The sequence below is a fragment of the Bacillus sp. AFS015802 genome (genome assembly GCF_002561455.1).
GTDB lineage: Bacteria > Bacillota > Bacilli > Bacillales > Bacillaceae_B > Rossellomorea.
On the sequence record NZ_NTUP01000066.1, the window covers coordinates 231,917 to 244,530 of the forward strand.

Sequence of the window (12,614 nt, forward strand, 5' to 3'; positions counted from 1 at the left end):
CAGGGGGGACAGGTCCCTTGGCCTCTAATATGCAAAAGGAGCCGCGGTACCTGACCCCGCGGCTCCTGTTAGTGCACTTTATCATTGTATGGATCCACAGCAAGGGTCCCATCTTTCTGAATTTCAGCATAGAAAACGTCAGAAATTGCAGTGATGCCAAGGGAGTTTAGTTGGTTTGTCAGCCATTTTTCATCCAAATCCAACTCATTCAGGTTTTTCATCACTACTTTTCCATCTTCTATCAGGGCGGTGGGAATAGCGAACCTATTGCTTGAACCCACGCTGAACGTGTTCATGTCACCTTTTGTGAGAGATTGCTGCTTCTCTTTCTTCATGACAGACAAAGTCCCATCCGTTTCAAAGATTGCGTAGTCCACATCCATAACGGAAAACACGTTTTTCTTTCTCAACAGGGCGTTCAGGGCATCAAGGTCCAATCGGACTTTACGCAGCTCGGCGTCCATGATCTCCCCTTTTCGGATGACAACCCGGGGTACTCCTTCAACGGCCTTCCTGAATCCCTTCGACTTAAGATCCACATAGCCCATCACCAGCGTGAAAAGGGTCCAACCCACCAATGCGATCAATCCATTCCGTACACTTATGGAGGAATCGGTGGCAAGGGATGCTCCCAATGTCCCAAGGGCAATGGCAGATACAAAGTTGAAAAACGTCATCTGGGAAATTTCTTTCCTTCCCATGATGCGGGTAAGACCCAACAAAACGAGGAAGGAAAGAATAAGTCTGAAAGAAAGCTCTGATATCGACAAACGGTTCACCTCCATCTGTTTGGATTTATCCTTTATTAGGATGCACAGGAAACGTGAAGGTTATTTAAGGACGAGGACAGATGGCCATAGGGTCAGTGTTCTTTTTTTGAAACTTTTTACAAAATCCACTCGTATATATAAGAAAGAAGTATCCAGAAAGGAATGATTCCTGTGAATGGTATTTTCCTGATCCTCATATTGGCAGCCGTTGGTTGTGCCATCGTAGGCACAGTTTTTCTTACCAATAAAGCACTCAATCAATACATGCATAACCGTAAAGGGATCGACCAGCAGTACGTGACGGTCAAATGTCCGAAATGCGGAGCAGCAAATCAGCGTCAGATGAATGGGCAGCATTGCAGGGAGTGTTATGAAGCGTTTTAGTTTCTAGGAGGAGTGTTTGATGAAAATCTTGGTTGCCATCGTCGTATCCCTTTTCACCATCATTTCCTGGTGCGCCATCGGTTTCTGGTCGAAATACTCAGAGGACTTGGAGAATAAAGTGAAAGGGGAGAAAAATCGCTTATGATTGCGCTTTTAACTGCAGTGGGTGATCTAGTGGCGAGCATAGCAACGTCTCTTTTGAATTCAATACGAAAGAAGTGATGGGCCAGGGGGACAGGTCCCTTGGCCTCTCGGCTGGCAAAAGGAGTCGATGTACCTGACCCCGTTGCATTTTAGTTAGGGTCCTAAAGAAGGAACGATTCTTAAATGAAAAAAGGAGAGGTTACATATGATTTGGCTTTTCATCCTCATCCCCATCATGGTCGTTGCAGGCATCGCCATCTATCTTGAGAAAAAATCAGGCATGACCCCTCCAGAGGTAACGGAGCATGCCTCGAAGATCGATGAAGCGTATAAGAATAACAATGCGAACAAAAACTCAGGCGGTTCATAAAAAAGTGGTCAGAGGCTATGCGCCCTGACCATTTTCCATTTGTACTGCTGTTTTTTCGACCGTATGAGGCTTGAATGCAGTGGCCAAAATGACGAGCATTCCACCAACACCGATCCAAAGAAGGGTCGACACGGCTGAGTTCCACGATAATCCCTTCCCGAAGTAGAAGAGTTCCCGTAATCCCTGCACCATGAATTTCATCGGAAGCCAGGAGTAAAACCAGTCCCGGTAAAACGACGACATCATTTCCGGTGCCATGGCAAGCAGCGGTGCCCCGAAGAATAGCATAAGCACAAAGAGAGGCATGCCTTTAATGCCGATCAGGGACAGGATCGCCGAAATCATGAGATAAAAGCTGAATGACGTCAGACTCAGGAACAGGGCGGTATCACTAACATCCGGGATATGGAATCCAATCAGTGCGTCCGCAAGCCACGTCAGCCCGAATCCAACGACAAGTGCCACAACCGCACCGATCAGGATTTGGAGGGATTTTGCCGTAAGCTTTTCTTTTCTAGAGACAACGGGTAACTTACTGACCGCGAGATAAATGATCGCGGCACTTGCCATGCTCGCCATCCAAAGTGGCTGGAATAAGGAAACTGGAGCATTCCCATTGGCGCTGTTCGTCCCGATTTCATTGACGTTCGTCACCGATTTGGTAATAGGGGTGACCAAATTTTGGACTTGTTTCGGCGTCAAGGTTGCCTTCTGTTTCTCAAATCCATCAAGAAGCTGTTCGCGTACCGCGTTGTTCATATTGTCCACGACGCCATTCAAAATCTGACCTGCCGCAGTGGAAGCCATCGTGTTCATCCCTTGATTAATATAAATCTGTACTTCAGAAGCAATCGGATCCGGTGTGCGCAGGGAAGCCTGCTTGGCACTGAAATCCTTCGGGATGACAAGGGCTGCATAGTATTCCTGATTGTCCAGGCCTTTTTGTACAGCTTCGGCGTTTTTCACGTTCACCCATTTCACGGCAGGTTCTTCACCTGCATTGGTGCTGGACATGGTCTGAATCTTTTCAACAAGGGTTTCCCCCATATTCATTTTCGGCTGATCCGGTACTTGCACACCCTCATCTTCGTTCACGATCGCAATCGGTAGATTCTTTGGCTGCGGCTGAACCGATGGGAACAGCGTCAGGGAAAAAATAAAGATGATGGCCAGTGCAATGAGAGGGGATGCGAGGACCAGCTTGTTTTTGAAAATGTTCATGTATATCGACCTCCTTATATAAAAGTGAGTAATCACTCATAAATCTAATATTACTTGGTTTTAGTGGAAAGTCAATGAAAAAGTGAGTAATCACTTACATATTTAATATTGAAAATTCGACATGCCGGCATGATTCTTAGAAATCCCGCACGATTCTTCCAATTCCTGCTCGTTTATGTGAAAACCCGCACGATTTTTTCAAAACCCGCACGATTCAGATCATGAAGGAGAGGTCTTTCCCCAATATGAAACCTTAAAACAGAATTACCAGAACAAATTGACAGAATTTTCAATTCTAGTATACTGGTAATTGTTAGAAAACATAAAAGGGGTACATACATGAAAGAGTTCAAACAATCCGGCCTTGAAGCCGTTCTTATTATAGTAGGGATTATCCTCGTCAGTGCCACATCCGGCCTCTTCAAACATCAGGCGTTTTCCCTCGTGACATATGGTCAGGAATTACTCACCGTATGCAAGGAGCTGGTGGAACCCCACAAACTGATCTACACCAACCCGATCTCCGATGTCGAACGTCCGTTATTTCCCATTATCCTTAAAGCCTTCCTGAGCAGTGCGCGAATCTTTTTCCTGGCACTGGGGCTTGCTTTGACGTGTTCAATTCTTCTGATGATCCTCTATTTCTCAGCAGGGAAGAGGATTCGGAAAGGAATCGAAGGCGTCTCGTTTTATCTCGCGTCCCTGCCGGATATTTTTATCATTGGAATCCTGCAGATGCTCGTCATCTGGTTTTTTAAACAGACCGGCATTCTTGTAATCGACATCGCATCCCTCGGTGAAAATCAGGTCATCCTGTTCCCGGCGATCACCCTTTCGATCCTCCCGACGTTCTTTTTTCTCGGATCGATGGTGTCTTTTTTGCAGGAGGAGGAAGGGCTTCCGTATGTGGAACTTGCAAAGGGGAAGGGTCTCGGGAAATTCAGGGTCATGTTCATTCATATGATGCGGAATGTGCTGGTCAGTTTGACGTACCACGGCAAGCAGATCGTCTGGATGATGCTGTCGAATCTATTGATTCTGGAGTATTTATTCAACGTGTTCGGGATCACTTCGTTCTTGTTTTCCTATAATACGCCGGCCATCTTTGCCATCACCTCGATCATGCTGTTTGTCCCGTTATACCTTCTTTTAAAATTCATGCAGCTCGTGATTTCGAGAAAAATAGGCAGGGAGATGAGTCTATGAAAAGCTGGAATCGGCATCATTTTACCATTGCCTTCTGTTTCGTATTCATCGTCGTGCTGGTCGGGTGGAGTATGCTCTTCAATCTGACCGATGGGGAGATCCCAAATACGTTCGTGCAGTATGATGATGAGGGCAGGATCATCGGGGACGCGCCGTTCCCGCCTTCAGCGGATTTTCCGTTCGGGACGGACCGGGAAGGGGACGATCTGTTTTATAAAGTGCTGGAGGGCGCTCAATATACGATTGGTGCCGCCATTCTCATTTCCCTTCTCAGCTTCGTGCTTTCCTTTGTCATCGGAGTGGCGGGAGGATTTACAAAGTCTCGTACGAAGAAGTGGACTCAATCAGTTTTCACATCCTTCTACTTCATCCCGCAATCGATCATTGCTTACAATATTCTTTATCCGTTACTGTGGGAAACGCCACAGGGGTTTGAAACAAGTTTCATAGAGAGGGTCGTTTGGCAGTCGATTACGTTGGCAGTAATCACGGCCCCGACCACGGCAATTCTACTATCCAACGAAACCAGGGAGATTCTTGACAAAGAGTTCGTAACGAGCGCACGGGTCCTCGGCGGGAGCAGATTCTTCCTGTTCCGGAAGCATGTCCTGCCACACTTGAAGCTGCGTCTGTTCATCATTTTTCCCAAGATCACGATTCAAGTGCTCCTCATCATCGCTCATCTCGGATTCTTCGATCTGTTTTTCGGAGGAACCGATGTGTGCTACGGGCCGGCCTGTGATCCCCCAAAACCTTTCGTCCAGGAGTGGGCCAGCATCATGTCCATGAGCTTTGTGGAATTGACTAATGCCTGGTGGATCTTCATCATCCCGATGACCTTCTTCGCCTTGACGATCCTTGCCTTGACGGGGATCGCGAGGGGGCTTGAAGGGTGGTTGGAGGAGGATGAGGTGAAGGTGGGAGCAGGCAGAATGGAGCCTTCTTCCGAGAAAGATAAAGGTACATTGGTGGAGAGTGATTTTGTATTCGTAGACAAGGGACTCTGATCTATAGAAAAGGGGGATATGATGAAATTTACAAAGCCTATTATCCTATTCATCTTTTGTTTACTAATGGCCGCTTGTACCGGTGAGAAAGAGAAAAAGGACGCAAACCAAGTCATATCATTCGATCCGATGCAGGTGGAAGGGCTGGATCCCTCTTTGGAATCGTATAAAATGATTTACATGAGCGAAGGGGAAAAAGCCGCAGCCTACGTGTCGTTACCGAAGAAAACAGGAGCGTATAATCTAAATCTTGTGTTGCACGGAGGTTTTCCAACTCCAAAAGACATGTCCCATGTACCAGATATGTTGGGGCTGAACTTTAATGAAAATATGATTCTCTACTCATCTTCCCCCGGATTGATCGGACTTGTGCCTTTATACAGGGGATACGGGGAGAGCGGCGGGACCGTTCCCGGATTGAATGGAGCAACTCTGGACACGAGTCATGCCATTGATGCCTTAACGGCGTATCTGGAGAAAAATGAGAAAAGAAAGAGTACAGGAAAAGTGTTTGTATACGGTACATCCCTTGGCGGGGGAGTGGCCCTGAAACTCGCCACCATTCGGGATGATATTGCAGATGTTGTGGCGGTAAGCCCTTACGTCGGTCTGGATATTGTTTATCCATGGTTGTTGGACAATCGGGATAAAGACATTGGTTTTCTCGAGATGTTTCAAGAAGCATATGGCGACTATGATGAGGACTCAGAGCAAACAAAAAAAGAGTCCATCAATGTTGAAGAAATTGATGTCCCAGTCCTGATTTTACAAGGGGACGCGGATCGTCATATTGATTGGCATCCTGTAAAGAGCTTTTATGAAGGATTAAAAAAAGAGAATGAGAATACGACATTTGAACTCATTCCTGATGGAGACCATGGTCTCATGAACAAGCAGCAGGAGCTGAATGCGGTCACTTCGACATGGTTTAATGAGCAATTTTAATAATAGGGGTCTGTAATGAGCAGATTCCCTTTTCATATAAGGAGTGACCACAGTGAAAAACATGATCCGTATGTTGTCCATCATCCTAACCATCATCACCCTCGGAGCCTTCATCAGCCTTTTCCAAAACGGCATCCACGTAAACCTCGCATCCTTCTGGAAGAATTTCACCCATCTCATCGATGCCCTCACTCATCCGGCTTCGATGACCTTCCGGACTGAGTCGTTCTCGGCTAATGCAAAGTATAATGTATTTCCCGGCTTCATAGAGTTTTACCTTTACACGCTATCCATTCTGTTCCTTGGCTTTCTCCTTTCATTGGGGCTCGCCATCCTATTGGTCCTGATCACGTTTCAGCTTTCACTGAAGAAAAGGAAACGATTAATCCGAAGTTCAACGATCCTCGAGTCCGTCCCTGATGTGTTCGTCATCGTGATGGCCCAGATGTTCTTTGTGTTTCTATTCAAAAATACCGGAATACTAGTCTTCGAGGTAGTGGGGGGAGCAGAACGGCCGTATGCCCTTCCGCTCCTTACGTACAGCATCCTGCCGACCATCTTCCTTTATCGGACGCTGATCCTCATTTTTGAAGAGGAATTGATGAAGCCCTATGTGGAACTTGCGACAGGGAAGGGGTTGTCGGGTTTGCACGTGTTGTTGAAGCATGTGTTCCGCAACAGCGTAGTGAGTTTGATCAATCATTCGAAGATGATCATTTCGTTTATGCTCTCCAACTTGATCATGCTGGAGATTCTCTTCAATACATACGGTCTCACCTGGTTCGTCATTCATCATCCGACATACGAAATTGCGACCATGAGTGTCATCCTCATGTTCATTCCGCTATTTTTCCTCGAAGAATTGGTTAAAAAGATGAAAACGAAGGTGGTGGGAGGATGATGGCATTATGGAAAAGTAAGCTCTTTATGACCGGCTTTTTATTCATCTTCGTGATGCTTATGGGGAGCTTGATGTACGGGTGGTTCTTCGATAATGAAATCCCGATTGCCAAGCTGCGATTTACGGAAGATGGGGTGAAGGGACCACCCTATTCCCCATGGGAGTATCCGCCATTCGGGACGAATAATCTCGCTGAAAGCATGTTTCATATCCTTTTGATCGGAGCGAAGTTTACGCTGGGGGTCGCCTTTCTTGTCGCAACTTTACGATTTGTGATCTCATCTGTATGGGGAACGCTGTCAGAGCTATACCTTCCGAAGCTGAATGAACGGATCCGTCCGTTTCTTGAAGCATTCTACTATTATCCAGTCACCCTTATTGCCTATCTGATGCTGTATTGGGTCCTTTTTGCAGACGGAATGTTTAACGGTACGGATGCTGAATTCACCTATGGGTTTGGAACAAGGGTATTCATCGAGATCCTCGTTCTGACTCTCGCAGCCGTTCCCATCACATCCCTGACGATTTCAAAGGAAGTAAATCTCATTTTAAAGAAAGAGTTCATGGACAGTGTTCAGGTCCTTGGGGGCAACCGTCGACATATTCTCGTCAAACATATCCTTCCGTTTTTAAAGCCCCAGCTTGTGGTCATTTTTCTCAGGGAGATGATCCAGGTCCTGATCCTCCTCGCTCATCTCGGGATCCTGGGCATCTTTTTCGGAGGGGGAACGATGAAGGAAGACCTCTTTCAGAATATGGTCTTTGTCTCCCTTTCCAATGAATGGTCCGGGATCATCGGGAATAATTTTCAGTTTCTGTTTACGACCTACTGGTGGATCGCGATCTGCCCGATTTTTTTACTGACGTTGACGGTATTGGCTTTCAAGATGATGCTTGAGGGTTATCAGGCTGGGCAGAGAAGAGCAGAGAAAGTGTTAAAGAAACACGGATCTGAGCAAACAGAAACACTGAAGGAAGAAGAACGGTTTAAGCGAGTCAGAAAAACGGTTTAGTGTCTCCGATGAAATTTGTCATGCCAATGCCCCTCCTTACATACTCATAAAAAAGGAAAGGGGCTGCTTCCATGATACTATCATTATTTTTCTACCTGATGAAAAAATACAGGCAGAAGCCGGTTCAAGTCCTGACGTTGGAAAGCTTTCTTCAAGCCTCTACCCTGAAAGCGGAAGTTGTGAAAAGGGCCCCTGATCAAGACTTGAACGACTATTTTGATGATTGGCACCGATGGTTATGAAGGCAAAGGGGAAGGGATTAACAATAATCTCCTAAACAAGCAACTCCACCTTTCTGGTATATTTATAGTACAATGAAGGGAAGAAATCCAGTAAGGATAGGGGAGATGGGTCGATGAAAAAGATGAAGAGCATCCTGTTCATGCTGCTCGGGTTCATTGCATTAGTGTTCGGAATCGCCGGCACGGTGCTGCCTGTTCTGCCCGGAGGCCCGTTTTACCTGTTGTCGGCATACTGCTTCGCCAAGAGTTCGAAGCGGATGGAAGCCTGGTTCCAGAACACCACCATTTATAAAAAGTACGTGGTCACTTTCCTCGAAAAGAAGGGAATGACTGTTAAGGAAAAAATCAGAATCAACCTGACAGCAGATTTCTTTATCCTGCTTTCCGTCCTGTACGTAGACATTCTTCTTGTCCGCATCATCCTGATCGGACTCGCTTTGTATAAGCACTATTATTTTATCAAGAAAATCCCGACGATCCGTCCCCAGTCGTATCAGGTGGAGGAGAGCCAGTAACCCCACGGGGTGGCTTTAGCTGAAATGAAGAGATACCAATTGAAACGAGATTTTAAAGGCGTGAAAAAAGGGACCCGATTCTATTTGGTTGTCGAATCAGAATATATCGGGATCAAGGAATATGTGGTGAGAACACAGGATTTCTCCAGAAGGATGATTATTTCTGAGAAGGAAATGGAGAACTATTTTGTGCGTGTGACTTAGAGGACCCGTCAGTGAGGCGGGTCCTTTTTATTAGATCATTCGACACTCCGGCATGATGATGGTGTAAAGTCGCATGATTAATCTAAGACACACACAATTCTTTCCTATCTCACACGATTGTCCTTGAAACCCGCATGATTCTCCCACTTCAGCCTTTTTTGATGAGCCAAAAAAGCCCATGGACACGTTGGAAATTTGATATTATAAGAAAAAGGGGGAATGCAAGATGAAACAAGAACTGATCGATCGTTTAACAAGATACGTGAAGGTATATACAGAGTCGAGGGACGGAGTGGATGAAACGCCTTCGACACCTGGTCAGCTCATCTTAGCCAATATGCTTGTAGAAGAATTGAAACAAATCGGAATGACTGACGTTTCGATCGACAAGCACGGCTATGTAATGGCGACATTGCCGTCCAATACGGATAAACAAGTTCCTGCCATTGGGTTTCTTGGCCATGTGGATACTTCTGAGGATTTTACGGGGGAAAATGTGAATCCCCAGCTTGTGGAAGAGTATGATGGGAACGATATCGTGTTACATAAGGAACAGGGAATTGTGCTGTCGGTGAAGGATTTTCCTCAGCTCTCCGGTTATAAGGGGCATACCCTCATGACAACCGATGGAACGACCCTTCTCGGTGCGGATAATAAAGCAGGGATTGCCGAGATCATGACGGCCATGGCTTATTTGATCGATCATCCTGAAGTGAAGCACGGGGATATCCGGGTAGGCTTCACACCGGATGAAGAAATAGGAAAGGGAGCCCATAAGTTCGACGTAGAGCGTTTCAATGCCAAGTTCGCTTACACAGTGGATGGTGGACCATTGGGTGAATTAGAGTATGAAAGCTTTAATGCCGCAGCAGCAACCATCAAGATTTACGGTCGAAATGTACACCCAGGTACGGCAAAAAACAAAATGGTCAACGCTGCAAAGATCGCCATGGAGTTGAATCGCAGACTTCCCGCAGAAGAAGCGCCTGAGTTTACCGATGGGTATGATGGATTCTACCATCTTTCCTCGATCCAGGGAGACGTGGAACAAACCACCATGCATTATTTGATCAGGGATTTCGACGGGGAAAGCTTCAATGAACGAAAGAACATGCTGGAAGGGATCGTCAGCGACCTGCAGGACATTCACGGTCAACAAAACGTTCAGCTTGAAATCAAAGATCAATACTTCAATATGCGGGAAAAAATCGAGCCTGTCTTCGAAATCGTGGAGCTCGCCAAGCATGCCATGGAGAATCTGGACATCACGCCGGATATTAAACCGATCCGCGGAGGAACGGATGGATCCACCCTTTCCTTTATGGGTCTGCCGACGCCAAATCTCTTTACCGGCGGCGAAAACTACCACAGCCGATATGAGTTTGCTTCTGTCGATAACATGGAAAAAGCGACCAGGGTGATCATTGAGATTGTCCGGTTATGGGAAGAAAAAGCGGAATAAATGAGCTATGGGAACCTTTAAAGACTCGTCGATGATGGACGAGTCTTTTTTTATGGCAAATAAAGATTTATTTGCAATCCGGCACTATTATAATGGAGTCTCGCATGATGAATATCCCTATTCCCCTATATCAGTCACTGGAGGAGAGAGGCTTGGTTGGCCGAATTGAAAAATGCATGGAGAGGCTTGCTGAATCCGAGGTACTCCGATATAAATCTATTCCTTCACGGACCATTTCGATCAACCATATGAAGCGTCCCACCTGGGAACGAAATCATCGAGACAGAAGCAGGGTGCCAATGGACCTGTCTCAACGGCATTGCCCGAGCAAAGAAAAGATTGTATGATCTGGAATGGTTTGTCATAATGATACCGAGACAAGCGGGATTTATTTGGATTATTTTGTAAAAACAAAACCTTTAGCAAACGAGAACCGTCTTATTATTAGAGATACATAAAGCAGGTGAATGGTGAAAATGGAGCAGCGGACGAAATCCGAGAAAGATCGACTACTTGAGGAAGCCATGACGGCATACGGAAATGATGTCTATTATGTTGTCTATTCTTATGTGAAAGAGCATAGCCTGGCAGAGGACCTGACCCAGGAGATCTTCATTAAATTTTACAAAAAGGTGGATACCTTCAGGGAAGATTCTTCCCTGAAAACCTGGATCATCAGCGTGGCTGTCAATCACTGCAAGGATTATTTAAGGCGGTGGGATACGAGAATGATCAGCATCTCCAATAAAATCAATGAGATGGTCAAGGGGAAAATGGGGGCACCTGAACAAACCGTCATCGAGAATGAACGGAATTCAGAGCTGATTGAAAGCGTCTTGTCCCTTCCCGTCAAATATCGAGAAGTCATCTTTTTGTATTACTTTGAAGAAATGAAGTTATCCGAAATCGGTGCGAGCCTCGACATCAACACCAATACGGTGAAGACCCGCCTGGCGAGAGGAAAGGCATTGCTTGAGTCCGCCATCAAACGTAGCGAGGTGTATAAAAATGGATGAACTTAAATCTTTACGTGGATTGATGAAAGAAGAAACATTTAAAGGACGGGGATTTACGGATCAAATGAGGGAGAATATCCGGAGTGAAGTCCATTCTAAGAAGCCTGGGCCGTTTTCCGTTCATAAAAAACCGATCTTTGCCCCTATCCTGTCTGTGCTATTTTTTGCCGCCTGTCTTTCTGTCTTTGTTTACTTCGGTGGGACACAGCTGGGCATCTTCGGAAACAATGCGAGTGCCCCGTTACATGAAGTAAGCGATCGTCCGGAATTCCTGGGGAAGGAGTTCAAATTCATCACCAAGGTACCTTTCGAAGTGAAAAATGTCAGCACCAAAACGGCTGAAGGCCCATACGGTAACATGCAAATGATCACCTTATTAGGTCCAGAGAAACAGACGATCACGATGTCCTTTCATCTTCTAGAGCCGGGGACTGATCTGAACTTATTACAGGAACCCGTGAAAGTCGGTACTTCTACAGGAAGCTATACTGAATCAGAGGGTCCGTTAAAGTCAAACTTGCTGACATGGATCGAGGGCGAGTCCTTGTACGAACTGAAATACATGCCCGCCCGGTCCGGCATCAGCCTAACGAAAGACGACATGATCAAAATGGCGGAGTCCTTCCGTTAATGAAAAAGGATGATGGGTTCCTGCTCCATCATCCTTTCTCTGTTAATAGGTCCCGTATATTACATTCACGATTTTTCCGCTTTTGTCATACGTGACCTTCTTCCACTGACTCCCGCCATTTGCGCTTTTATATAAGACGATTGTATAACTGCCCGAAGTACTCCGGGAGGCTTCTATCCAGGTGACGCCACCCTGGCCTCCGCCGTCTTCGATGACTCTCGTTCCGTCATTTATTTCTGCCATTGTTTACACCCCCTTGAAAAGCTCAGCACTTTTTGTTAGAGAATACCATTAATCTATGCCTATCATACTACAATACTTCTGATTGTATTTTCCTGTTATATTTGGATCAGACGGTGAAATCAGCGGTATAATTCGGGATAGCTATGGAAATCCAGACGAGGTATAAATATTTTAATAAAAGTGCGGCTAAGTGTGGGGAATAAAGAATATTCGACAAGTAAACATCAATATCAAATATCTCCTTATACGGCACGAAAAATCTTAATCTCGCATGAAAGTGATTGAATTCCGCCTGAAGAAGAGGGATTGTATAAAGGGTGATTATTTGAAATAATTGGTA

At 45.8% G+C, this 12,614-nt stretch carries 18 protein-coding genes; 15 read left to right on the top strand and 3 right to left on the bottom strand.

Annotated features, from left to right (window positions below; translation table 11 throughout):
• Positions 1–68: 68 nt before the first annotated feature.
• Positions 69–779 (bottom strand): YetF domain-containing protein, encoded by a 711-nt coding sequence (locus CN378_RS18485; protein ID WP_483295103.1) that lies wholly within the window; start codon positions 777–779, stop codon positions 69–71.
• 162 nt (positions 780–941) lie between these two features.
• Here CN378_RS18485 and CN378_RS18490 point away from each other — a divergent pair, with 162 nt between their 5' ends.
• The 3 genes from CN378_RS18490 (at position 942) to CN378_RS22735 (ending at position 1,668) form a co-directional block, all read left to right on the top strand.
• The gene (locus CN378_RS18490; protein WP_142323632.1) at positions 942–1,154 is read left to right on the top strand and encodes a hypothetical protein; all 213 of its coding nucleotides are present in this window, start codon (positions 942–944) and stop codon (positions 1,152–1,154) included.
• Positions 1,155–1,173: 19 nt separating this feature from the next.
• On the top strand, positions 1,174–1,299 hold the full coding sequence (locus CN378_RS23035; protein ID WP_257141202.1) for a hypothetical protein: 126 nt from the start codon (positions 1,174–1,176) through the stop codon (positions 1,297–1,299).
• 204 nt (positions 1,300–1,503) lie between these two features.
• Entirely contained in the window at positions 1,504–1,668 is a 165-nt protein-coding gene (locus CN378_RS22735; protein ID WP_179884975.1) for a hypothetical protein, read from the top strand.
• Between the two features lie 15 nt (positions 1,669–1,683).
• Here the strand turns inward: CN378_RS22735 and CN378_RS18495 are convergent, their stop codons facing one another.
• Positions 1,684–2,883 (bottom strand): YhgE/Pip domain-containing protein, encoded by a 1,200-nt coding sequence (locus tag CN378_RS18495; protein WP_098354280.1) that lies wholly within the window; start codon positions 2,881–2,883, stop codon positions 1,684–1,686.
• A gap of 345 nt (positions 2,884–3,228) precedes the next feature.
• On the opposite strand from CN378_RS18495, the gene CN378_RS18500 reads away from it, so the two are divergent.
• From CN378_RS18500 to CN378_RS18545, 12 genes are all read left to right on the top strand, one after another.
• On the top strand, positions 3,229–4,095 hold the full coding sequence (locus tag CN378_RS18500) for an ABC transporter permease subunit (RefSeq protein WP_098353966.1): 867 nt from the start codon (positions 3,229–3,231) through the stop codon (positions 4,093–4,095).
• On the top strand, positions 4,092–5,102 hold the full coding sequence (locus tag CN378_RS18505) for an ABC transporter permease (RefSeq protein ID WP_098353967.1): 1,011 nt from the start codon (positions 4,092–4,094) through the stop codon (positions 5,100–5,102). Before CN378_RS18500 ends, CN378_RS18505 begins: the two co-directional genes overlap by 4 nt.
• Before the next feature lie 21 nt (positions 5,103–5,123).
• On the top strand, positions 5,124–6,047 hold the full coding sequence (locus CN378_RS18510; protein WP_179884976.1) for an alpha/beta hydrolase family protein: 924 nt from the start codon (positions 5,124–5,126) through the stop codon (positions 6,045–6,047).
• 52 nt (positions 6,048–6,099) lie between these two features.
• The gene (locus CN378_RS18515) at positions 6,100–6,948 is read left to right on the top strand and encodes an ABC transporter permease family protein (protein WP_098353969.1); all 849 of its coding nucleotides are present in this window, start codon (positions 6,100–6,102) and stop codon (positions 6,946–6,948) included.
• On the top strand, positions 6,945–7,961 hold the full coding sequence (locus CN378_RS18520) for an ABC transporter permease subunit (protein ID WP_098353970.1): 1,017 nt from the start codon (positions 6,945–6,947) through the stop codon (positions 7,959–7,961). The genes CN378_RS18515 and CN378_RS18520 overlap by 4 nt, the downstream gene beginning before the upstream one ends.
• A 71-nt stretch (positions 7,962–8,032) precedes the next feature.
• Entirely contained in the window at positions 8,033–8,203 is a 171-nt protein-coding gene (locus CN378_RS22740; RefSeq protein WP_179884977.1) for a hypothetical protein, read from the top strand.
• 113 nt (positions 8,204–8,316) lie between these two features.
• Complete coding sequence (locus tag CN378_RS18525; protein WP_098353971.1) at positions 8,317–8,718, top strand: YbaN family protein; 402 nt, start codon at positions 8,317–8,319, stop codon at positions 8,716–8,718.
• 24 nt (positions 8,719–8,742) lie between these two features.
• A complete protein-coding gene (locus CN378_RS18530) occupies positions 8,743–8,922 on the top strand; it encodes a hypothetical protein (protein WP_098353972.1) in 180 nt (59 codons plus the stop codon).
• 226 nt (positions 8,923–9,148) lie between these two features.
• Complete coding sequence (pepT, locus tag CN378_RS18535) at positions 9,149–10,384, top strand: peptidase T (protein WP_098353973.1); 1,236 nt, start codon at positions 9,149–9,151, stop codon at positions 10,382–10,384.
• Between the two features lie 107 nt (positions 10,385–10,491).
• Positions 10,492–10,731: a hypothetical protein gene (locus tag CN378_RS22370; protein WP_179884978.1), complete on the top strand. Its 240-nt coding sequence runs from the start codon at positions 10,492–10,494 to the stop codon at positions 10,729–10,731.
• 129 nt (positions 10,732–10,860) lie between these two features.
• The gene (locus CN378_RS18540; protein WP_179884979.1) at positions 10,861–11,400 is read left to right on the top strand and encodes a sigma-70 family RNA polymerase sigma factor; all 540 of its coding nucleotides are present in this window, start codon (positions 10,861–10,863) and stop codon (positions 11,398–11,400) included.
• Complete coding sequence (locus tag CN378_RS18545; RefSeq protein WP_098353975.1) at positions 11,393–12,031, top strand: hypothetical protein; 639 nt, start codon at positions 11,393–11,395, stop codon at positions 12,029–12,031. The genes CN378_RS18540 and CN378_RS18545 overlap by 8 nt, the downstream gene beginning before the upstream one ends.
• Positions 12,032–12,073: 42 nt before the next feature.
• Here the strand turns inward: CN378_RS18545 and CN378_RS18550 are convergent, their stop codons facing one another.
• Complete coding sequence (locus CN378_RS18550; protein ID WP_098353976.1) at positions 12,074–12,274, bottom strand: hypothetical protein; 201 nt, start codon at positions 12,272–12,274, stop codon at positions 12,074–12,076.
• Positions 12,275–12,614 lie beyond the last annotated feature (340 nt).